The following is a 22,098-nucleotide window of genomic DNA, read 5'->3' as shown; positions in this document are numbered from 1 at the left end:
ATCATCCATCCCCTGACGAGGCCCGCACTCCGCTAATTTACGCCGCGAGTTGTGCCAAATGTTCTGACGACGGACAGCTTTCACAGGAAGTTCGGGACCGAGTTGTCGCAGCGATTGATAGCGGACTGAACTGCCTGACTGCGGCGGCCCGCTTCGGGGTCAGCGTGTCGAGTGCGATCCGCTGACGGCAACGCGCGCTGGAACATGGTCAGGCGATGGCCAAGCCGCGCGGCGGAAACCGTCATTCCGGCAAGATCGAGGCATATGGCGACTGCATCCGGGAGTTGATCGCCGAGCAGGGACATAGCCCTGGTCGAGATTCAGGCGCGGCTGATCGAGCGCGCCGCCGCCGTCGGATCGAGACGACTTATCGGTTCTTCGTCGTCACGGGATCACGCGCAAAGAAGACCGGCCACGCGATCGAGCAGGACCGTCCCAAAGTCCTGAGGCAACGTGAGCACTGGTTCGGCAGCCAGATCGATCTCGAACCCGAACGCCTCGTCTTCATCGAAGAGACCTAGACCGCCACGCACATGACCCGCAGTCATGGCCTCTGCCCCAAAGGCGAGCGGCTGCTTAGAGTGGCCGCATGAGTTGCAGATGATGTCGGCAAGCACAAGGACTGCAAACCGCTCCTGTAGGCTCGCTAGGCCCTCCACAGCCTGCGTAACGTAGTTGCCAGCGCATGGATCAAGCAACCGATTGATTTGAAGGGCCTATAACCTTCGATGGGCCATGCGCCCATCGCGATCACCTTAGACACCTTCGGCCACCTCATGGCCGTCTAGGAAGTCGATGCAGCCTTCATCGCTGCGGCACAGTCCAAGTTGCTAGGGTAGCTTCCATGATCCGGTCAAAACGCAACGCGATAATAGCTGAAGAAGCTTACCAGATCAGCATAGCTCCACTCCATCCGGTCATTACAACCAAACGAAGGGCCATCGCTTATAAAATCGCTTGTCCGATGACAGACGTAACCGTCAAAATCTTGCTCATATTTGAACAATTCCCACGGTATCGGAAAGCAGCTATCTGACTGTCTTGGCCCTGGTTCGCCGTCAACGATAGCGATTTCAACCGTTCCCGTAGACTTGCCGATCAGGAATGCGTGCATTTTGCCGATTGGACGGCCTGCGGCGTCCCGGACTTCAACGTTTTGGTTGAAGCTGGCCATGAAAAGGTCGCCATCCCACTCTCGGTCAAAGCGCCTTGTCCAAGTGGGCGGGCGGCGTGCTTGTGTTGGGGAGTCAGTCATAGTTCTCCAGCCTTTCTGCCGAAAGCCGCAGGCATGATCGCTACTGCGACAACAAAATGACTCTGGTTCTCGCTTCTCCGTTCCGCATTTTAGGCTAGACCGTTATGCATTCGGGACGAGAGCAGCCTGACGAATGTCTCCGCCGTGGGATGTTTTGGCTTATCTGCTGGCACCGCGCCCGAAAGCCGCCATGATCTTCCGCGCTAAGGGCAACATTCGAGCGATCCAGATCTTGCTGGAACATACAAAGATTGAGAACACCGTCCGGTATCTGGGCGTTAATGTCGAGGACACCTTTCTCCTAGCTGAGCTCACTGAAATCTAATTTATCAAGCGGTCCGACGACTTCGCTGGTCGAACGCTTTGGAAGAGGCGTAGTGCGGACCCGATATGACCGAAAATGGGTGGAAAGCGAGAGTTAAGCAGACCTTGATTAGCTGCCAGAACTCTTTGATTGTCTTACCGATGACAGGTGGCGCGGTGCCAACAAACTATCCGCTTTATCAATTTAAAGCGTTGGGAGTTCTGAGCCTTGATGATGAGCATGAACTTTCGCCGATTGTGTCGAGATCGTCAGAGGAGTGTGAACCGCTTGTCTGAGGCATACGGAGCATGATCCACGGTAGAAAGATGGAACACATCCCTATCCCGAACGTCGGTAAAGTAACGCCAACAATCATAGGGGGATGAAAATGGGCGAATATGAACCCGACGACTCCCGCGATGTCACGCTGACCGAGGGGCGGCCCCCAGAAGCTCTTGGAACACGGCCGTTTCGAGGTCAGACATTAAGTGCGCCTCACGTTTTCCATACTTAATCCGGGAGACCCGGCCGATAGACGTAAAATCATGGATCAGAAGGAAGGGCTTATATTCGCCTTCAAGTGACCCCCGCCTTTCGTGCTCAAGCTTACGGGTGACCTGCTTCTCGGTCCTAATTCTTTCCCGCTTTGGCTTCGGCACCACTTCACTCCAGTTTGCTGTCGAGCAGGCTCGCTCGTACCATCTCGATAGAGATCCCGATAGGCGGTGTTTACCTACAAAGCGTTGATTTCAGTCGAAATTAGACAACAATGTCAGAGCTGAAATGCAACGATTGCCAAGGCTCCATCCAATGACTGTCTGATCTACGAAAATGAGCAATCCTAACGGTCGCAGAAGAAGGCGAACGTCAGCTTAGCGCCCTAATTGCGGACGTTTGGGCCCTCTTAGAGGAACCTGAAAGCGGACTGGCAGCCTAGCCTTGGTTATGGGCTTCCCCAATGTCCGATCATGGATTGAAATTTGTCGATACCGCTGTCGATCGAAGAATGAAGCGGCGTTCCGTTGATCCTTGCATAACCAGCGCTATCTATCTGTGATGAGAAGATCGTTGACGAAGGCAACGCCAAATTTGCGTCCATGGATAGTGGTTTTGATCATAATGAATGGGCTCCTCTTAGCTGCAACACTGTCGTTACTCTTCAACCAGTCGGCTCCGGTGGCCGAGCCACGGATGGTCACTCCGCGTGGAGACCTAGCTGCAGATGAACGCGCCAATATCGACCTGTTCCGCAATGCCCGAGAATCCGTCGTCTTCATATCGACACGGCAGCGAGTTGCCGATTTCTGGACACGTAATGTCTATAGCGTCCCGCGCGGGTCGGGTTCGGGCCTCGTATGGGATGAGGCAGGTCATATCCTCACCAATTATCATGTCATCGAGGGTGCATCAGAAGCGCAAATACAGCTTGCAGACGGTCGCCAGTTTTCCGCCACACTGGTGGGTACGAGCCCACAGCACGACCTTGCTGTTTTGAAGATCGGCGGTGCAGGTTTCACAGCGCCCGCTCGGGTCCCCATAGGCACGAGCAATGATCTGCAAGTCGGGCAGAATGTGTTCGCGATTGGAAACCCGTTCGGCCTAGACTGGACCCTGACTAAAGGGATCGTCTCGGCACTGGATCGCTCGCTGCCTAACGAGAACGGCCCCGACATTCGCAACCTGATCCAGACCGATGCGGCCATCAACCCAGGCAATTCGGGCGGTCCGCTGCTCGATTCAGCGGGCAGACTGATCGGGGTCAATACCGCAATCTACAGTCCCTCTGGGGCATCGGCAGGCATCGGTTTTGCCGTACCGGTCGACACGGTCATGCGGGTTGTGCCACAACTGATTTCTGAGGGGCGCTATACGCGGCCCAGCCTTGGCCTTGAAAGCGATGACGATATCAACGACCGGCTCAAACGTGCTTCGGGGATCGAAGGTGTTTTTGTCCTGCGGGTCGATCCCGGGTCATCAGCGGATCGCTCCGGTCTGGTTGCAGCGCAGCGCACTAGGGGCGGCGTAGCTCCTGGGGACATCGTTACCGCTCTAAATGGCAAACCTGTGTCCAGAGTAGGCGACCTGCTCGCCCGACTTGACGACTTTCGCGTCGGGCAAAGTGTCGAGCTCACGCTATTGCGCGGCGGCGAAGAGCGAACGGTCAGGCTCAAACTCGAGCCGGGAAGCTAATACGCGAAGAAGGGCCGGTCCCATTGGTGAGATACGGCCCTCTCAGCTGCTATCAAATCGCGTTGACGGGGATCGTCCAATGCCTCTTTTCCGCTTGGCAAACCCCATCAAGCGGGGCAGGTGCGGTTGCACCCACCCCGCCCGGGATTTGCCCGGCTATTGAGGCTCAAGCCGCCTTGTCTTCAGTCAGCTGCCGCGTGTCGTCATTGACATGCTTGTTGCTTCCGATGGCGATCTTGCGCGGCTTGAGTGATTCCGGGACAATCCGCTTGAGCGAGATCGTCAGCATGCCGTGCTCATAGTCCGCATCGCGCACTTCGACATAGTCGGCCAGCTGGAACCGGCGCTCGAACGCGCGGGCAGCGATACCGCGGTGAACGAATTCGACATCGTCTTCGTCCTTCTCCTCCTTCTGAGCAGAGATGACGAGCTGGTTCTGCTGTGCAGTGATGTCAATTTCGTCCGGACGGAAGCCAGCAACCGCCAGAGTGATCCGGTAGCTGTCCTCGCCGGTGCGGACGATGTCGAAGGGTGGGTAGCTATCCTGTGTCTCGGCGCGGAAGCTGTTCTCGAGCGCCTCGAAGAGCCGATCGAAACCGACCGTCGAGCGGCGATAGGGGGTCAAATCAAATGCAGTTCTCATTTCCAAATCCTCCTTGTTGAGCAATCTGGGCACGAGAAGCGTCAGCGAACGAAAGAGCTGACGCCCTAATGTCCAACCGGACCCGTTATGGCATCCGGTATTAACGAAATTAGGAAACGCGCAATTGGTTTCAAGACTGGATAAAATTTTTTACCGTCGTTTTTCAGTACCTTGCAAGAGAGAGCGAGGCGCACCGATAGAGGTGCGCCTGCCTTCTTCCAGAAGAGAATATGTTTGGTTCTAGTCCGTTTACGCGGTCAGCCGATCGCTGGTCGCGTGATCGGAAGCCCAGCTCCGCATCTGGTCCTTGAGCGCCAGTTTGAGCTTCTTCAGGCGGGCAACCAGAACTTCGTCAGGCCGGGGTCGTTTGCTTTCCAGCTGGATTTCGTTCTCGAGCCGCGCATGTTCGCGTGAAAGATATTCCAGATACCTGTCGGTCATTATCTCTTCCTCTCTCATTGGACCGATTTTTCTGACATAGCCATTTTCGGAGACTGCCTTGCTCAAGAGGGCGTGTGGAGACGCCAGGCAGCACTGCCGCCAGCCGTGCGTGGAGGTGTGGAGAGCGCAGCTTGATGCCGCGCTCTCCTAACCTTGTTAGAAGTCCATCGCCGGCATCGGTGCGGGCGTGTCTTCCTTGGGCAGTTCGGCCACCAGCGCCTCGGTGGTGATCAGCAGCGAGGCAACCGAAGCCGCGTCCTGCAGCGCAGTGCGCACCACCTTCGCCGGATCGATGACACCCGACTTCACCAGGTCTTCATATTCGCCGGTCGCGGCGTTGAAGCCGTGGTTGTAGTCGTCGCCTTCGAGCAGCTTGCCCACGATATAGGCGCCGTCCGGCTTGGAATGCTGGCAAGAATGTCGGAACGAAACGTCCACTCACGCAGAAGCAAATCTGGGCAATCCACTTTCATCTCGATCGAGAAGGACGATTGAGAGACTAGGCTCTTTTCGATCTTGCGATCGACAGCAAGCTGCGAGGATGTGATCTTGTGAAAATCAAGATAGGCGACGTGGTTGCAGGAGCTGAGATTCGCAATCGGGCTACCGTCATTCCGCATAAGACCAACCGGCCGGTGCAGTTCGAACTGACTGCAGATGTGCGAGTCACACAGCTAGCGTGGCTAGAATGCAGAGGCGGCTCGACGGTCGACTATCTGTTCCCCAGCCGTATCGACCCAGTCGGCCTTATGAGCACGCGGCAGTATGCACGCCTTGTCGATGAATGGGTAACGGCGATCGGGCTGCGCAAAGCAGAATAAGGGCACGCACTCGCTTCGGCGCACAAAGGCAGCTATGATCTACCGCGCAACCGGCAACATAAGCGCCATCCAAATTCTGCTTGGCCATACCAAAATCGAGAACACGGTGCGCTACCTCGGCGTCGATGTCGAAGTCGCATTGTTGCTGGAGGAGAGAACTGAAATCTGATCCCATTTGCAGTCGGCCGGCTGTACTGGCCGACCGCCTCTCACTTGCTAACGGGACTACGCCACAACGAAATTGAACGGCACTGCCACTGCCAGCAGACAAATCTGGTGGCATGGCATCAGGACATGTGTCCCGATCTCATGCCACCCCGGCTTACGATTAGCATTCGATTATAGGGATGACTTCGCGCTCAAGAAGGCTAGGAAAGTGTGGTAGAGTGTCCAACGACTCCGCTTCATCGAAGCCATCAGGCGGCGATATTTCTGCGGGCGAGAATCATGTCCTCGATCCGCTTGGCATCAGCATCACAATTGGCGGCGCTGGCGAGATAACGGCTTCGGTTTATGTCGTCCTTCTCAGCAAGGGCATGCAGCAATCGCGACTTTTCTCTCAAAGATCGCAGGGCGTCGAACATGCTCTGCTCGAGCAGTTCTTCCTGCCGATCGTTGAGCGAGTGCTGCGTATAGGCGTGACCGGTATGGCATCGATAACGCGTCAATGGCCCATCCTCGATCTCCCAAAGAACACCGTTGCAATCCGGGCAGTTGTAGGGCGACAGTTCGCCTAGCTTGTCTTCACTGGACATCCTAGCCTTCTCCAGTCCGGCGATCATTATTTCGAGCCGGATGCTCTCCGCCGGCTCGCTGGAAGGACCGGCCGCGTCACCGACAATCCTCGACAGATGAGCACCGAGTTCGGCTGCGCTTGCGATCAATTCCGGTTCCCCAACCGCGCTGATAGCGGCGCGAGGCATGCTCGGCGACGTGCTGTCGTTGGGATCCTGTACAACGACCCGACCTCCCGTCGAGGCGATCGCCCGGCAACCGGCGGCCCCGTCATCGAGATAACCCGACAGGATCACAGCGGTCGCGCGCGAGCGTCCAAACACGGCCAATGTCCGGAATAGCGGATCGATCGCCGGGCGAAAATTGTTCTCCCGCGGACCACGTCGCAAATGGACGTGATTTTCGCCGATCATGATATGTGCGTCGGGAGGCGCGAGATACAGGCAATTCTGCCTGATGGCAGCGCCGTCTTCCGGCTCGCACACGTCCAGTGGGCTGTTGCGCTTGAGGATGTCGAGCAAGTGTCCGGCTTCACGAGCTCGGTGCAGGACGACGAAGAGCGTCGTGGGGCCTACAGGCTCGAATTGCGCCAGCATCGAGAGAAGCGCAGGCAAGCCCCCAGCGCTTCCGCCAATCCCGATAAGGTCCCTTCTGGTCAATTGCCGTCTTTCCGAGAGATGAGTTGCGCAACGCGCCCGAGCATGGCGGCCGGAGACACCGGCTTCGCCAGGAACGCTAAATGATCGAGTTTATCTGCAAGCTCGAGCTCGGAACCATAGCCGGAGACTATCAGTACCGGGATACCCTTTGTCTCAAGCAAATCGACAAGGGGAGACACCGCCGTGCCATCGATGTTGTAGTCGAGCACCGCGAAGTCGATTAGATGCTCTTTGGCAGCCTGCTCGGCATCATCGAGCGTATGGAAGGGACCCACGACGGTGGCGCCCGCTCCGGCAAGTGCTTGGGCATGCTGCTCAGCCACTAGCCATTCGTCGTCCACGACAAGAATGTGAGCGTTTTTGATCGGGTCTAGATCAATGTGAGGGACAGTCGTTGTCGGAATTGCTGTGGAATCTCCGACCCGCCCGCCGGGAACGATGCGCGAAGCGGGTATCCGGCAGATCACGTCCAGACCGTCAGGGTCGTACTCAATCTTGGATTCAGCCCCGAGCTGTGCGCGGAGAATCCGCTCGATTACAGTTGAGCCGAAGCCCTTCTTGTGCGGCGCCGTTACCCGCGGTCCGCCCGTTTCCTTCCACTGGAATAGCAAAACCCTTTCTTCGGCTTCTCGGCTTTCCCAGCTCCAGCCTATTGAAAGCTTTCCGCCCGGCACCGAGAGCGAACCGTATTTCAAGGCATTCGTGGCCAGTTCGTGGAGCGCCATCGAAAGATTTTGCGCGGAGGCGGGCGAAAGATCCACGTCAGGTCCATCGACGACGATCTCGTTGTTTTCGCTTGAATGAGCCAGTTCATCCGTGACGAGAGAACGCAATCGGGCACCTTGCCACCGTGCTTCCGCCAGCAGGCTATGCGTGCGCGCCATCGCGTGCAGGCGCTTGTCAAACGAGCCGATGAAGGTCGCAAAATCTTCTGCGTTTGCACCGGTGATCTTTGCGATCGACAGGATAATCGCGAGCACGTTCTTCACCCGGTGGTCCAGTTCGCGCATCACGAAGCGGTTCTGCTCTTCGGCAACCTTCCGATCAGTGATGTCCGCGTTGATTCCCACAACCGTGCTACGGTCGCCCTCGACGATCCGTTCACCCCGACCAATCAGCCAGATTTCGCGCTCGTCGGGGCGAGTGAGGCGGAATTCCTCCTTGAAGGCTACGCCTTCCTCTATGGTTCGGTTCAAGGCAGTCTGCACGCGCTCAAGATCATCGGGATGCATCATGCCGAAGAAGGCATCGGCCGTCGGCTGACTACGCGAGCGCTGTTTGCCGATCATTTCCCGCAGCCGCTCGTCCCATACCACCCCACGTGTCTCAGGATCGAACTGCCAAACGCCCATCTCGGCGGTCTTGATGGCGAGCGACAGGACAAGGCTCTCGCGCGCGGTTTGCTGCTCGCGCAGGATTTGCTTGATGGTCGCCGCGGCGACATTCGCCGCTGCCTGGACGATGAGCACGTCTTCTGAACGGAAATGATGCGGGTCACGATCGTGTAATCCCAGCACCCCCCACGGCTTCCCGCCGATGTCGATCCGGCAGCTGACGCCCGAGACGACTTCGTGATCGATCAAGAGTTGCGGCGGCTCGAAGCGGCGCTCTTCCGCGAAGTCGGTCACCAGAACTTGACCCTGATCGATTGTGTAACCGGCCTGACTTTTCACGCTTGCGGGCACCGTCGCCGAACCGACCAGACCGCTTTTCCAGCCAGCCCCGCCGATCATGGTCAATTTATCGGCCTTCCCGTCATATTCGAGGACCTTGGCATGATCGCAATCCAGCGCAACGCGCAGCGTGGCGCACAATTCGTTGACGAACTTATCGAGATCGCGCGCTGCGAGCCCTTTCTGACCCAATTCGGCAATGATGCGCTGTTGCTTCTCGCGGTCGCTCAGGCGTGACGAGATTTCGGCCTGCTCGGTGATATCCGAATAGGTCACGACGACACCCTGGATCCGCTCATCCGAGGTCCGATAGGGCTGTATCCGGCGGATGAAGGTTTTGCGATCATTCGTGCCGATTTGCTTCTCCGAGAGCGCCAGACTCGTCATAGTCCGATCGACATCGGCGAGGAGGTCCGGGTCCTGTGCCTTGAATGCCAGTTCGGTCACCGGACGGCCGATGTCCGCGTCCCGCACTTCAACCAGTTCGCGCATGCTCGGCGTGAAGCCGCTGATCTTCAGTTCAGGGCCAAGAAACAGCACCGGAAGCCGGGTGCTCGTCAGCAGGTTCTGGAGGTCGTCGGATGCACGCTCGACCTCATTGATCTTTTCCTCGAGCTGATTGTTGACGGTGACCAGCTCCTCGTTGAGCGACTGCAATTCTTCACGACTGGTCTCGAGTTCCTCGTTTGCGGACTGCAATTCCTCGTTTGCGGCTACTGCTTCTTCGTGGCTGGCCTTGAGTTCCTCGTTCGAGGTCTCCAGCTCTTCGACAGTTGTCTGCAAGTCCTCCTGTACGATCGCCAGCTCGTTTTCGAGCTGCCTTACGTACTTGCCGTCATCGTCCGCCGAGCGCGAGGCAGGGGCTTCTTTCTCATCGTGTTCGATGAACGTCAGCAAAAACAGGCGATCGCCATCGGCGACAATTTCCACGCACTCGATACACACGCTCGCATCCCGATCCGGGTAACGAATGCGGACCGATTTATGGGCCGGTGTGTCCCCGCTCGACACCGCCTTAATCGCTTCGCGTGTGCGGCTGCGCAACGGTGATGGAAGGAGGTCGAAGATCGAGTGGCTGGGCGAACCCTCCTGGTGATCGATGAACTTGCGAACCGGCCCGTGGAAGTATGCGATTTCGCCATCGGCTTTTACTGCGATCGCGGCAGGTGCATAGCGGTCGATGAGCGATCGTCGAACCTGGCTGCTCAGGTCGCGCTCGCGCTCACGCCGACTATTGCGCGGCATGGTCGCCAGTCCCTCGGCCAGCGCGGAATCCACCCGCGGACTGAGCCGCGCAAGCGATTTTCCCGGCTTGCGCGCATAGATATGCGCCTTGGAATCCATGGTCCGGAACTCTCGTTGCCGCGAGCCCGACGATTCCGAAGTCCCGAGAAGCAAAAACCCGCCCTCGCGCAGTGCGAAGTGAAAGGTTTCGAGCAACTGCTCCTGGTGCTTGTTGTCGAGATAGATTAACAGATTACGACAGCTAACCAGATCGAGCCTTGAGAAAGGCGGATCGGTCAGCACGTTCTGCTGCGCGAAGACGACTTTTTCACGCAAACGTTTGCGGATGCGGTAACCGTCACCTTCGCGCTGGAAAAACTTCTGCAAACGGGCAGGCCCGACATCGTCGGCGATATTTGCCCGATAATGTCCCTCCCGGCCTTTGGCGATTGCCGCCTGATCAAGATCGGTCGCGAAGATCTGCCAGTCGCAGGGTTTTTCACTGCCGTCGACGAGTTCGTCCATCAATATGGCTAGAGTAAACGCCTCTTCGCCCGACGAACACGCCGGGACCCAGATGCGGACGGCCTCTCCCGCCTCGGAGCGATCTTTCACCAGAGGGGACAACACCTTCTCAACAACGGCGTCCCACACACCTCCGTCGCGGAAAAAGCAGGTCACATTGATCAAGAGATCGTCGAATAGATGGTGCATCTCATCAGCGTTGGCGCGAAGATGCTGGAGGTAGTCCCCAACGGTATCGAAGCGAAGAAGGTTCATTCGCCTGCGTACCCTGCGGCCGATCGTACCGCTCTTATAGGCAGCGAAATCATGGCCCATTCGGGTCTTGAGGAGGGCGAGAACACCGTTCAGATCGCTGCGCGAAAAATCCCCGTCCTGCGGATTATCCTTCAGCCGGTGCGACAACTCGACGATCTGCGAGCACATGGCGGGGATATCGCCAACGCTGTCGACGACGCCCGCGTCGATCGCTGCCCGAGGCATACCATCGTAGAGCGCCGTCTCGGGATCTTGAGCAAGCGCGAGCCCACCCGTTCCCTTGATGGCTTTGAGGCCTGCGCAGCCATCGTTGCCGGTGCCGGACAGCACGACTCCCACAGCTCTAGATGCCGCGGCGTCCGCGAGAGAGCGCATGAAATGGTCGATAGGCATACGCAGGCCACGCGGCTGTGTCGGAGGCTCGACGAACAGACCGTGATCAATGATCGTCAGGTAGCGGTCAGGCGTGAGGACGTAGATGTGCCCTTTCTCGACAGGCATGTTTTCGTCGGCTTCTGAAACCGGGAGTTTCGCCGCGCGCGCAAGGATATCGGCCAATTGACTGTCATGATCAGGGGCCAGGTGTTGCAGGATGATGAAGCTGGCGGGCGTGTCCGCCGGCAGCTCTGCAACAAAAGCCTTTAGAGCCTCGACGCCACCGGCGGAGGCTCCAACGGCCACGACCGGGTGATCGAACTCTGTCGAACCTTCAGATTGTTCTTCGGTCACCTCATCCAATTTGCAAATTCCCCCGGCTTCGGACTCGCATTATCGCTTGACCACAAGCGTATAGCATCAACTGAAGATTCTGTCCGTTCCAAGGTAAGCCTTAACCGTTGCGTCAGTTCCGCTTCTGCGGACTGTCTATGCCTTCACGAATCCTTCTGGAGAGAGATATCGCGAAACTGCACGGCTGGTTTTCCAGCTTAGCATAACAAAGGCAGACAGACCGCTAACGGCCCATTCTTTGCCTTATTCGGAGATAGTCTTTTAGTGCGCAGAATGTCGGCTTCTGGCGAGACCTGCCGTCCGGCATAACGTTATGTAATGGTGGCAAAGCCCCAAGGCCACCACTCGATGGCAACGTCCGCTCTTGGCGCCTCGGCACGGAAGATGACCAGGGGCGGGGCATATGGCTGACGTCGCGATGCATCTGCCCAGTTCAGCATTCTACCGGAGCCAAAAAAGCCGGTTTGCGCATGGGCCGAAAAACGCGAAAAAAACCGGGGACCTCAGAAAACGGCAGAACTCCGACAAAAATCACAAATTTGAATGGAAAATCTTTTTTGTCAAAAACGACAAAGTGGAAAAACTTTATTGTATCTGGAAAAACTTTATTGTCTCACAACACCCCCTTTATTGTCTCACAACAAATTGTTGCGAGACAAAAGAGTTCTTCCATTTACACACGTAAAACTGCGGGATTCGGCACCAGCTTTGACAAAATAGTTTTTCCAAAAACTAGAACAAAGTAGGATCATTTCGCCAAAACAATGCCTAACCGGTCGTGTCTGTGACAAAAAAGATATTCCAGTTTCGATCATCGCGACCCGCAGAATTCCTTGAATCTTGCTTCCCATGTGCTCCATTTTTCACCTGCCGAAACCCGAATCCAGTCAGTCGGCTTTAAGGCTACGTGGATCATTAGCCCGACGTCAGCAATGGGGTGGAAAGCTGCCATTTACGATCTCTTTAAAACTATCGGCCAAATACGTTTTATGACTGTTGGAGAGTTGATACTTGGCGTTTTGATAGTCGCTTTGCCAATGGCGATCAGCGGCTGCGGAGATAGCGATACAGCAGCGACTATTCCTCGCGACCCTCCAGTAAGGCTGGTTCAGCCTGACTGGCTTCCATTAACGGGCTCAGAAATTGAGGACACCATTTCCGGCATGCGTCTTTCGATCGATGATGCCTATGAAGTGGCACCTGGACTGAAGCCCAAATTAGCTTACGTTGGCGGCTGCCTACCTACCGAAGTATTTCATGCAGATGGCCAATGGAAGACATCATTCTGCTCGACTTCCCCGGTCGATATTCGAGGTCGGTGGCTAATCGAAAAATTTCGAGGTGGGGAGCATCTTTGCGTCGAGGCTCCAGATCTTCCCATCACATGTCGGTTTGTCTGGCGAGGGCGAAAGCGCAATCGTCTGTTTATGCCCGCAACGGTGTTGGAGTATCCGACAACAAGAAACGAACTGGGGGAAAACGTCTTCAATCCTTATCTTCTAACACCGGTCGATCCCTAATGTCCGGAATCGGGTCGTTAGCCGACATTCCGCTTATGGCCAGAAATGTCGCAAAGCTGCCCGTCAGCTTTCAGGCAAAACGCACTCATGCCGAAATGACCGGAATGGGGTGGTTTGCGGACGTTTTTAGTTGCTCTCTACGAACCGAAAAATCTTCATGCAGAAAAACCGCACACCATAGCCGAAGATCGCCATCAATGGCGCAGCCCAGAGTATCTGCGGGTCAGCGTTCCAACCCAGTGCGAAGGCCCAATCGAGAGCTGCCCAGATCCAGAACATCAGCAGGCCAGCCATAATCAGACCAAATAGAAAATTGACTGCGTTGCGCTGCTGCGAAACGAACTCTTTCGTGCTCATGCATGACAGATTACAGACAATCATAACGTCCGCAATCGGGTCGTTAGCTGTCTGTCCGGTTTCGGTCGCCGGATCGAGCAAAACTACCATTCGCCCAGCGCTAAGCCATCAGGCAACTATGCGCCCCAATCCCAGTAGTTCGAGCTTTATCAAAAGCTCCCTGAAAGCTGCCGTTCATCGAAATCGATCCGAGACTAGGTATGGCGCCTGCAAACCGAATTTGCTCGTCAAACAATTTGCGTTGTCAGCCTTTGCCTGGCCAGCTTGTGTGCAAATCATCGATAACCACTGCATGGCGGTGTTCGGCTGTACCGAACTCCAAGAGATGGGGATGTTCCGGCGGTAGGTCGGGGTGCGCGTGGAAGATTTCGGTAGCATCCCTGGTCGGCCACAGCCGCACGCCAAGCAAAAGGCCGACAGCGGCAATGCCGGAAAGCAGCAAGAACGCGGCTGCCATGCCGAACGATGCACCGAACTGGCCCGCGACCGGATAGGCAATCAGCCAGCAGACGTGGCTCAAGGCAAATTGCGCGGCGAACAGCGCGGGGCGATCCGTATCGGCCGATGACCGGCGCAACAGGCGGCCCGCCGGCGTCACACAGACAGCGTAAGCGAAACCCATGACGGCCCACCCGCATAGCAGGATGACCCAGTCGATCTCGCCTGAATTTCGTGCGGTCCCTGCCCCGAAGGCGAGCAACAGCGCCGAAAGCATCGCAGCCCCTGCAATCATGACGGTTCTCTCGCTCAACCTTCCAAGCAAGCGCGGCAGGGCAAGTGCGGCCAGCATCGAACCCCCGCCATAGGCAGCCAGTGCCATCGCGACGTCTTCTTGCGCACGTCCCATTCCCTTTACGATAACAACCGTGTTCACGATCACCATTGCGCTTCCCGCAGCCGCCGCCAGCGTAACCGCCAAGAGCCCCAAAAGTCGCGGTGTCTTGAGATAGATGCGCGTGCCGCGCGTGATCTTCTGCCACGCACCTTCTGCGACCTTGGCGACCTTGGCGCGGTGCGGGAGCGCCGCGGTCACGACAAGCAGCGCGGATGCGACAAAACCGATCGCGGTCCCGCCGAACAACCAGTGAAAGCTCATGACGGTAAGCAAAGCCGCCGCAAGCGCGGGGCTGAGCAGGCTTTCCAGGTCATAGGCGAGGCGCGAGAGCGACAGAGCGCGTGTATATTCTTCCTCGTCAGGCAGGATTTCGGGAATCGTTGCCTGAAAGGTCGGCGTGAACGCGGCCGAGGCGGATTGCAGCACGAAGATCAGGACATAAACCTGCCAGACCGCATCGACGAAAGGCAGGAAAAGGGCGACCCCTGCGCGCAGCAGGTCTGCCGCGACCAGCAGCCCCTTGCGCGGAAGGCGATCGGCATAGGCCCCGACGATCGGCGCGATGCCGATATAGGCGACCATCTTGATGGCAAGGGCAAAACCGAGAACCGCACCGGCATCAGCGCCGGCGATGTCATACGCTAGAAGACCCAGCGCGACAGTGGCCAGCCCCGTCCCAACAAGGGCGATGACCTGTGCGAGAAACAGGTGCCGGTAGGTTCGGTGACGAAGGATCGCCAGCATCTGCTTTCCTTTCCGGCAGTCCGGTCAGCGGGACGGGGAAACCCGGCGGCATACGCCATCAACTCGCGGACAGGGATCTAGGGTCCCCGTCCGCGAAATCTTGCGTCAGAGCACTTTCTTGATGTCGTTGTAGGCACCGTCGGTGCGCAGCGTGACCGTAACGGTGCTGGCCGAACGGTTACGCCAGAACCAGCCGTGGCTGCCATCGAAAGCCGCGGTAAGCGTGCCCTTCTCTCCGACCGAGTTACGGCCCTTGCCGTAGCCATGGTAATCGATGCCCGGTGCATCTGCGTGCGTGTCGAAGTTGACCGCGCCACCCGCGACCGACCAATCGTATTCGAGGCTGGCGTTCTTCATCATGCTGGCCTTGATCTCTGCGGCCTGTCCGGGCTCGAGAGTGATCTCGGTGACATCGGAACGCACGTTTGCGGCCTCGGCGGGAGTGTCCGCTGCTTCTTGAGCTGCAGTCGCGACGGCAGGCACGCTTTCCGCCTGTGTTTCGGCGAGCATGGCATCGGCGGCGGCTTCTTCTGCGAGCTGCGCCTTGACTTCACCCATTTCGGTCATGCCCAGAACGCGGCCTGCGCCGGTGGGATCAATGGCATATTCGGCGGGCAGAACCACCGCGACGAGGACCGCACCGGCCGCCACGAGAGCGAAAGCCGAGGCCTGCAGAAGCTGGCCCGAGGTCGGAAGGTCATCCACCGAGGGACGTTGTGAATTGAACATCGTTTATTCTCCGGAAGATAAAATGGTTCAAGCGACAAAATAGCCGACGAGCTGGTATCCCACGAGGATGAAGCCGGCTGTCATCAGAAGCGTGTTGGCGGCAAAGGCATGACGCATGAAGCTGCCCGTCCTGCGCCAGAAACCCATGAGGATCAGGATCGCGCCAAGCGCGAGCAACTGACCGATCTCGACACCGACGTTGAAAGCCAGAAGGTTGGGGATGAGCCCGTCCTGCGCGATCTCGAATTCGATGATCTTCGTGGCAAGACCGAAGCCGTGGAAGAACCCGAAGATCAGCGTCGCGACTTTGGTATTGGGTTGCACCCCGAACCAGCGCTGGAACGCGCCGAGGTTGTCGAGCGCCTTGTAGACGACCGAAAGGCCGATGATCGCATCGATCAGGTAGGCATTGGCCGTGATCCCCGTCAGCACTCCGAACAGGAGCGTCGTCGAGTGCCCGATCGCGAACAGGGTGACGTAGATCCCGACATCCTTCAGCCGGTAGAGGAAGAAGATCACTCCGAACAGGAACAGCAGGTGATCGTATCCGGTCACCATGTGCTTTGCGCCGAGGTAGATGAAGGGCATGATCAGGATGCCGCTCGATTCCTGGATATAGCCCTTGTCCCCCTCGGCCACATTATGGGCCCAGGCATCGACGCCAGTGAACATCAGGAACAGCATCAAGGCCGCAGCAACGAGGTATCGTGTCCTCGTCTCCCGCAGGTTGTTCAGAATGGATATCTGCATTGTCGGAAAACTCCGTTCTTTATCGCAGCGACCGGCCTGGCCGGACGCTGCGTGTGATTGTCAGATTGCGTTGTTTTCAATGGTGGACGTCTGGCTCTTCTCTTCCGCTTCCTTGCCGCGGACCGTCCGGTAAAGGGCGGGCAGCACGAGGAGGGTGAGGATCGTCGAGGACACGATTCCGCCGATCACCACCGTCGCCAACGGACGCTGCACTTCAGAGCCCAGTCCGACGTTCAGTGCCATCGGCACGAAGCCGAGGCTGGCGACGAGCGCGGTCATCAGGACCGGACGGAGGCGCGCCAGCGCACCTTCGCGCACAGCTTCTTCAAGCGGCTTACCCTCGTCCATCAGCTGCCGGATGAACGTCAGCATCACGAGGCCGTTGAGTACGGCGACGCCTGAAAGCGCGATGAAGCCGACACCTGCCGAGATCGAGAACGGGATGCCTCGCAGCAGGAGCGCGGCGACACCGCCCGTCAGGGCCAGAGGAACGCCCGAGAAAACCACCAGGGCATCACGGGCCGAACGGAACAGCGCGACCAGCAAGCCGAAGATCAGGGCAAGCGCCAGTGGCACCACGATCTGCAACCGGGTTGCAGCAGACTGCAGCTGCTCGAACGTCCCGCCATAGTCGATCCAGTACCCTTCGGGCAGTTCGACGCGTGCATCGATGCTTTCGCGAAGCTCCGCGGTGAAAGAACCGAGATCGCGCCCGCGCACGTTGGTCGTCACGACCGCGCGCCGCTTGCCGTCCTCGCGGCTGATCTGGTTCGGCCCGTCGATCCTCTCGATGTCGGCCACTTCGGCAAGAGGCACCGAACCGCCCCCGGGTAGAGCGACCGGCAGGCGTTCGAGCACCTTGGGATCCTGCCGCAAGTCTTCCGGGAGACGCACAACGATGTTGAAGCGCCGGTCGCCTTCGAAGATCTGGCCCGCATTCGTACCGCCGATGGCAGCGGCCACGACGGTCTGCACGTCATCGACATTAAGGCCCATCTGCGTCAGCCGCACCCTGTCGGGCACGACCTGGATGAAGGGCAGACCCGTCACCTGTTCGGTCTGGGCATCCTGCGATCCCTCGATCGACGTGACCACCCACTCGACCTCGGCTGCCGTGGCGGCAAGCTGGTCGAGATCGTCACCATAGACCTTGATGGCAACATCGGCGCGGACGCCTGCGATCAGTTCGTTGAAGCGCATCTGGATGGGCTGGATGAATTCGTACCGGGATCCGGGGACGCGCTGCACCGCCTCATCCAGTTCGGCGACCAGATGGGCCTTGGGCTTGCGAGGGTCGGGCCATTCAGAACGGGGTTTCATGATGATGAAGGTATCGGCCACGGACGGCGGCACCGGATCGGTGGCGACATCCGCCGTGCCGATCTTGGCAAAGACCTTGTCCACTTCGGGAAAGGCCTTGATCGCGTTTTCGACCGATTCCTGCATCGAGATCGCCTGCGACAGGCTGGTGCCCGGAATGCGCAGGGCGTGCATCGCGACATCGCCTTCATCGAGGTTCGGAATGAATTCCGACCCCAGACGAGTGGCCGCAAGGCCCGACAGGACGACCAGCGCGCCTGCCCCTGCAAGGACAAGTTTGCGCTGGCGGATCGCCCAGTCGAGCAGCGGGACATAGTGCGACTTCGCCGCCCGCATGACGCGGTTTTCCTTCTCTTCGACCCGGCCCGTCACGAACGTAGCGACAGCCGCGGGCACTAAGGTCAGCGACAGGATCAGCGCCGCGGTCAGCGCCATCACCACGGTCAGCGCCATCGGGTGGAACGTCTTTCCTTCGACGCCCTCCAGCGCGAAGATCGGGACGTAAACGATCGTGATGATGAGAATGCCGAACAGGCTGGGCCTGATCACTTCGGCAGACGCGCTTGCCGCCAGTTTGAAGCGTTCGTTACGCGACAGCAGCCTGCCCAGCGAATGCTGCGCATGTCCGAACCGGCTGAGGCAGTTCTCGACGATGATGACCGCGCCGTCGACGATGAGACCGAAGTCCAGCGCGCCAAGGCTCATCAGGTTGCCGGTGATGCCAGCCTCGACCATGCCCGTAATGGTGAGCAGGAAAGATAGCGGAATAACCGCCGCGGTGATGAGTGCGGCGCGAATGTTACCCAGGAGCGCAAACAGGACGACGATGACCAGCAGTGCGCCTTCGGCAAGGTTCTTCTCGACAGTGCCGATGGTCGCTTCGACCAGTTTCGAACGGTCGTAGACGGTATTGGCCACCACCCCGCCGGGAAGCGAACGGTTCACTTCCTCGATGCGTTCTGCAACCGCCACGCTCACGTCGCGGGCATTCTCGCCGACCAGCATATAGATCGTGCCCAGCACGACTTCCTGCCCGTCCTTGGTGGCGGCGCCGCTACGGATTTCGGAACCGATCGAGACGTCGGCGACATCCGCGATGCGCACCGGGATCCCGCCGCGCGAGGTGACGATGATACCTGCCAGATCGCGCTCGTCCTCGGCCTGGCCGGGGACGCGGATCAGGAACTGCGAACCGGACCGTTCAACGTAGCCCGCGCCGACGTTGGCATTGTTCTTCTCCAGCGCGTCGATCACGTCTTCGACCGTGATGCCGAAGCCGGCAAGGCGTTCGGGCAGCGGCGACACGACGTATTCCTTGCGATAGCCGCCGACCGAGTTGACTTCGGTAACGCCCGGCACCGTGCGGAGCTGCGGCCTGACGACCCAGTCGTGCAGCGTGCGCAGGTCCTGTGCGGTATAGCGGCTGCCATCGGGCTTCACCGCGCCCGGTTCGGCCTCGATCGTGTACATGAAGATTTCGCCAAGGCCGGTGGCGATCGGGCCCAGTTCGGGCTCGACCTCCTCTGGCAGGTTGGATCTGACGGCCTGAAGCCGTTCGTTCACCAGCTGGCGGGCGAAATAGATGTCGGTCCCGTCCTCGAACACGACCGTGACTTGCGAAAGGCCATAGCGCGAGACGGAGCGCGTATATTCCAGCCCCGGAAGACCCGCGATGGCGGTCTCTACCGGAAAGGTGATGCGCTGTTCAGCCTCCAGCGGCGAGAAGCCGGGTGCCGAAGTGTTGATCTGCACCTGCACGTTGGTGATGTCGGGCACAGCGTCGATCTTCAGCCGCCCGAAGTTGTAAATGCCCAGCGCCGCCAGCAAAAGTACGGCGACAAGGACGGCTATGCGCTGCCGAATCGACAGCTCGATGATTTTTTCAAGCATGGTCGATCAGCCCCTTAGTGGTCATGGCTCGCACCAGACTTCTCGATGTCGGCCTTGATCACGTAACTGTTGTCGGCGGCGTAAACGGTGCCCGGCTTGATACCGCCCAGCACTTCGGTCCACTCGGGCCCTTCCTGGCCGAGTTCCAGCATCCGGACTTCGTAAGTCTCGCCGATCTTGGCGAAGACCACGCGGAAATCGCGGAACTGCTGGATCGCATCGGTCCGAACCGCCAGCGGCACTTCGCGCTGATCGATCGTGACCACGCCGCGCACGGCCATGCCCGGCTTCCAGTACCCGTCGCGATTGGGCAGCGCCGCGCGTGCCGTGATCGACTGGCTGCCCATGTCTGCCAGCGGCAGGAAATCGCGGATCTGGCTGCCCTGCGTGCGGCGGCCTTCGAGCCCGCTGATCTGCACGGACTGTCCTGGCCGGACGCTTTCCATGTCGCGCGGAAATACCGGGAAAGCGGCGACAGCGCGCGACGGATTGGCAATCACGAACAGGGGGCTCTCGCCCGCGATCGTGCCGACATTGACGTTGCGCTGCGTGATGATGCCGGCGATCGGCGCATAGATCGAATAGGTCTGGAGCGAATAGCTGCTCTCCACCTTGGCGAGGAGAGTGCCCCTTGCAACACTGTCGCCGACGTTGCGGTGCACCGACACGACCGGACCGGGGAACTTGGCGCCAACATCGGCGCTGCCCGAAGGATCGATCTCGACCCGCCCGATCAGTTCGACCGTTTCGCCGATCTGCTGCGGGCCGACTGTCTCGGTCGTGATCCCGGCTGCCGCGGCGGCGTCATCGGAAATCGTGACGCGCCCTTCGTAGGATTCGAATTGCCACTTGTGCGTCTGCCCGCCTTCGGTCGCAGTGACGGCAACGTCGAAGCTGTGCGGTTCGACAAGGACCCCCTGTCCGCGCAGGAAATCATCCTGCGGCTTGAAAGCGAAAGTCGTGACTTCGCCGTCGAGCCGCTTGATCGTGACTTTCGCATCGACCGTCGCGGGGGCAACGGGTTCGTCGCCCTTGTATGCGTAGAGACGATATTCGGGCGGCACGCCGTCCTCGAATACGGTCATTTCGATGGCGAAGTCCCCATCGCGGAGAATCCGTCCATTGTGCGGGCCGCGTTCGTATTCGCCTGCTGCGGCTTCCGCCCCGTGTTCGGCGCTTTCGGTGCCGCTATCGCCGCAACCCGCTATGGGGGCGGCGAGGAGAAGGGCGGCGATCAGGTGAAATTTGCGCATTGTCAGTTACCCCCAACGAGATCGGCGAAACGACCGGTCAGACGGTCCAGTTCGATCCGGGCAGTGTGATATTCGATCAGGGCGTCCAGAAAGCGGGCCCTTGCAGCGTGCAGGTCGGTCTGCGCGGTAGAGACGTCGAGGAAAGTGAACCCGCCCCGATTGTATCCGGCGCGCACTTCCTTGAGCGTGCGTTCAGCGCCCGGAACCACTTTGTCGCGGATGGCGACGGCCTCGTGGCGGGCCTCCTCGACACGCTCTGCCGCAAGGGCGAGCTCGCGACGGCGCAAATGGCGCTCCACGGCAAGATCCGCCTCGACCTGCCGCTGGCCTGCGACGGCGCGGGCAAGATTGGCGCGATTGAGATCGCGATTGGCAAGCGGCAATGACACACCGGCCACGACCGATACGTCCCCGTTCCCCGCCAGACGGGGCCCCGCAAACACGGTCGGGTCGGACGATCGGTTTGCTTCCTGAAGGCGGTAATAGGCGTCGGCCCGCTCGCGCCTAGCCTCGTAAACGGCGAGGTCGATCGACGAAAGGTCGCTGTCTTGCGGTGCAATCTCCGGCATTTCGAGAAAACCGTCAGTAACAACAGTCGCGTCCGAAAGGTTCGTTCCGGTCAGAAGGGCAAGCCGCGCCTTGGCCGCGACCAGCGCATGTTCGGCAAGTTCGAGATCGACCTCGGCCTCGGCAAGCTCGGTACGCGCGCGCGTACCCGCGAACAGCGGATCACGCGCTTCGTCGACGCGGCGCTGGACTTCTTTCAAAAGCGTGCGGGCAATCTCGACCCGGCTGCGCGTCAGTTCCAGTTCGAGCGCTGCGGCCTGCGTCTCGACATAAAGCTCCTGCACGTCCTGCGCGAGGTCGAGCCTGCGGATCAACGCCTCTGCCTGGGCGATGCCGATATCGCCTTCGGCAAGCCGGACACGGGCACGCCGCTTGCTGCCCCGTTCAAGCTGTTGATGATAGGTCGCATCTATCTGGAACTGGTCGAAACCGCCGGTCCCGACGTTCTCGACCGTTCCCTCGATTGTGGGCGCGGGTCCGGTAGCCGCCGCATCGCGCGCGGCGCCCAGTCCTTCTATCGTGGCCGCGGTCGCCTCACCTTGGGGCGAGGTCGACAGCGATTGACCGATGGCTTTTTCAAGCGTCAGCACCTCGGCATGGGCCGATGCTGCCGACAGGAACGTGACCGCCATTAGTGCGGCACGCGTGATCGCGCTCACTACGCAAGACTCCTGAACTT

At 59.0% G+C, this 22,098-nt stretch carries 14 protein-coding genes and 5 pseudogenes; 6 read left to right on the top strand and 13 right to left on the bottom strand.

The genetic code is table 11. The features are described 5' to 3' along the window. Together KIH45_RS14600 and KIH45_RS19545 are read left to right on the top strand one after the other, a co-directional pair. Positions 1 to 185: pseudogene (locus KIH45_RS14600) on the top strand (hypothetical protein); the annotation flags it as partial. Positions 186 to 368: 183 nt separating this feature from the next. Then, positions 369 to 518: pseudogene (locus tag KIH45_RS19545) on the top strand (IS630 family transposase); the annotation flags it as partial. 335 nt (positions 519 to 853) lie between these two features. Here KIH45_RS19545 and KIH45_RS14590 read toward each other — a convergent pair. After that, a complete protein-coding gene (locus KIH45_RS14590; protein ID WP_213176753.1) occupies positions 854 to 1,174 on the bottom strand; it encodes a hypothetical protein in 321 nt (106 codons plus the stop codon). Positions 1,175 to 1,430: 256 nt separating this feature from the next. Here KIH45_RS14590 and KIH45_RS14585 point away from each other — a divergent pair. Both KIH45_RS14585 and KIH45_RS14580 read left to right on the top strand, forming a co-directional pair. Beyond that, positions 1,431 to 1,580 (top strand): annotated as a pseudogene (locus tag KIH45_RS14585) (integrase); the annotation flags it as partial. Positions 1,581 to 2,627: 1,047 nt separating this feature from the next. Next, positions 2,628 to 3,749: a S1C family serine protease gene (locus KIH45_RS14580; RefSeq protein WP_225899935.1), complete on the top strand. Its 1,122-nt coding sequence runs from the start codon at positions 2,628 to 2,630 to the stop codon at positions 3,747 to 3,749. A gap of 166 nt (positions 3,750 to 3,915) precedes the next feature. Here KIH45_RS14580 and KIH45_RS14575 read toward each other — a convergent pair whose 3' ends face one another. The 3 genes and pseudogenes from KIH45_RS14575 to KIH45_RS14565 all read right to left on the bottom strand — a co-directional run. Then, on the bottom strand, positions 3,916 to 4,392 hold the full coding sequence (locus KIH45_RS14575) for an Hsp20 family protein (protein ID WP_213176752.1): 477 nt from the start codon (positions 4,390 to 4,392) through the stop codon (positions 3,916 to 3,918). Positions 4,393 to 4,641: 249 nt separating this feature from the next. Continuing rightward, positions 4,642 to 4,833, bottom strand: a complete 192-nt coding sequence (locus KIH45_RS14570; protein WP_213176751.1) for a DUF465 domain-containing protein — start codon at positions 4,831 to 4,833, stop codon at positions 4,642 to 4,644. A gap of 156 nt (positions 4,834 to 4,989) precedes the next feature. Then, positions 4,990 to 5,232, bottom strand: a pseudogene (locus tag KIH45_RS14565) (TCP-1/cpn60 chaperonin family protein); the annotation flags it as partial. Between KIH45_RS14565 and KIH45_RS14560 the strand changes: the two are divergent. Beyond that, positions 5,226 to 5,823: pseudogene (locus KIH45_RS14560) on the top strand (tyrosine-type recombinase/integrase); the annotation flags it as partial. The pseudogenes KIH45_RS14565 and KIH45_RS14560 sit on opposite strands and share 7 nt — an antisense overlap. Before the next feature lie 247 nt (positions 5,824 to 6,070). Here the strand turns inward: KIH45_RS14560 and KIH45_RS14555 are convergent. Next, positions 6,071 to 7,048, bottom strand: a complete 978-nt coding sequence (locus tag KIH45_RS14555; protein WP_213176750.1) for a chemotaxis protein CheB — start codon at positions 7,046 to 7,048, stop codon at positions 6,071 to 6,073. Next, on the bottom strand, positions 7,045 to 11,454 hold the full coding sequence (locus tag KIH45_RS14550; protein WP_213176779.1) for a chemotaxis protein CheB: 4,410 nt from the start codon (positions 11,452 to 11,454) through the stop codon (positions 7,045 to 7,047). Before KIH45_RS14550 ends, KIH45_RS14555 begins: the two co-directional genes overlap by 4 nt. A gap of 833 nt (positions 11,455 to 12,287) precedes the next feature. On the opposite strand from KIH45_RS14550, the gene KIH45_RS14545 reads away from it, so the two are divergent. Next, on the top strand, positions 12,288 to 12,974 hold the full coding sequence (locus KIH45_RS14545; RefSeq protein ID WP_213176749.1) for a hypothetical protein: 687 nt from the start codon (positions 12,288 to 12,290) through the stop codon (positions 12,972 to 12,974). 126 nt (positions 12,975 to 13,100) lie between these two features. On the opposite strand, the gene KIH45_RS14540 is transcribed toward KIH45_RS14545, so the two are convergent. The 7 genes from KIH45_RS14540 to KIH45_RS14510 form a co-directional block, all read right to left on the bottom strand. Beyond that, positions 13,101 to 13,331, bottom strand: a complete 231-nt coding sequence (locus tag KIH45_RS14540) for a hypothetical protein (protein ID WP_213176748.1) — start codon at positions 13,329 to 13,331, stop codon at positions 13,101 to 13,103. 244 nt (positions 13,332 to 13,575) lie between these two features. Then, positions 13,576 to 14,910, bottom strand: a complete 1,335-nt coding sequence (locus KIH45_RS14535) for an MFS transporter (RefSeq protein ID WP_213176747.1) — start codon at positions 14,908 to 14,910, stop codon at positions 13,576 to 13,578. Positions 14,911 to 15,015: 105 nt separating this feature from the next. Further along, positions 15,016 to 15,639: a transmembrane anchor protein gene (locus tag KIH45_RS14530; RefSeq protein WP_213176746.1), complete on the bottom strand. Its 624-nt coding sequence runs from the start codon at positions 15,637 to 15,639 to the stop codon at positions 15,016 to 15,018. A gap of 27 nt (positions 15,640 to 15,666) precedes the next feature. Beyond that, on the bottom strand, positions 15,667 to 16,323 hold the full coding sequence (locus KIH45_RS14525) for a HupE/UreJ family protein (RefSeq protein ID WP_225899956.1): 657 nt from the start codon (positions 16,321 to 16,323) through the stop codon (positions 15,667 to 15,669). Positions 16,324 to 16,449: 126 nt separating this feature from the next. Continuing rightward, positions 16,450 to 19,599 carry an efflux RND transporter permease subunit gene (locus KIH45_RS14520; RefSeq protein WP_213176744.1) on the bottom strand — a complete coding sequence of 1,050 codons (3,150 nt, stop codon included), beginning with the start codon at positions 19,597 to 19,599 and terminating at the stop codon, positions 16,450 to 16,452. 14 nt (positions 19,600 to 19,613) lie between these two features. Next, positions 19,614 to 20,852, bottom strand: coding sequence for an efflux RND transporter periplasmic adaptor subunit (locus KIH45_RS14515; protein WP_213176743.1), 1,239 nt, complete (start codon positions 20,850 to 20,852; stop codon positions 19,614 to 19,616). 2 nt (positions 20,853 to 20,854) lie between these two features. Then, a complete protein-coding gene (locus KIH45_RS14510) occupies positions 20,855 to 22,078 on the bottom strand; it encodes a TolC family protein (RefSeq protein WP_213176742.1) in 1,224 nt (407 codons plus the stop codon). Positions 22,079 to 22,098 lie beyond the last annotated feature (20 nt).

It is taken from the genome of Croceicoccus gelatinilyticus, from assembly GCF_018398395.1.
GTDB classification, from domain to species: Bacteria; Pseudomonadota; Alphaproteobacteria; order Sphingomonadales; family Sphingomonadaceae; genus Croceicoccus; species Croceicoccus gelatinilyticus.
This window is presented reverse-complemented; position numbering and strand designations above follow the sequence as displayed.

Bases quoted from the DNA above. Each gene is read 5' to 3' on its own strand.
- KIH45_RS14530 (WP_213176746.1), bottom strand. From the start codon at position 15,639: ATGTTCAATTCACAACGTCCCTCGGTGGATGACCTTCCGACCTCGGGC.
- KIH45_RS14570 (WP_213176751.1), bottom strand. From the start codon at position 4,833: ATGACCGACAGGTATCTGGAATATCTTTCACGCGAACATGCGCGGCTC.
- KIH45_RS14590 (WP_213176753.1), bottom strand. From the start codon at position 1,174: ATGGCCAGCTTCAACCAAAACGTTGAAGTCCGGGACGCCGCAGGCCGT.
- KIH45_RS14540 (WP_213176748.1), bottom strand. From the start codon at position 13,331: ATGAGCACGAAAGAGTTCGTTTCGCAGCAGCGCAACGCAGTCAATTTT.
- KIH45_RS14535 (WP_213176747.1), bottom strand. From the start codon at position 14,910: ATGCTGGCGATCCTTCGTCACCGAACCTACCGGCACCTGTTTCTCGCA.
- KIH45_RS14525 (WP_225899956.1), bottom strand. From the start codon at position 16,323: ATGCTGTTCCTGATGTTCACTGGCGTCGATGCCTGGGCCCATAATGTG.
- KIH45_RS14520 (WP_213176744.1), bottom strand. From the start codon at position 19,599: ATGCTTGAAAAAATCATCGAGCTGTCGATTCGGCAGCGCATAGCCGTC.
- KIH45_RS14575 (WP_213176752.1), bottom strand. From the start codon at position 4,392: ATGAGAACTGCATTTGATTTGACCCCCTATCGCCGCTCGACGGTCGGT.
- KIH45_RS14515 (WP_213176743.1), bottom strand. From the start codon at position 20,852: ATGCGCAAATTTCACCTGATCGCCGCCCTTCTCCTCGCCGCCCCCATA.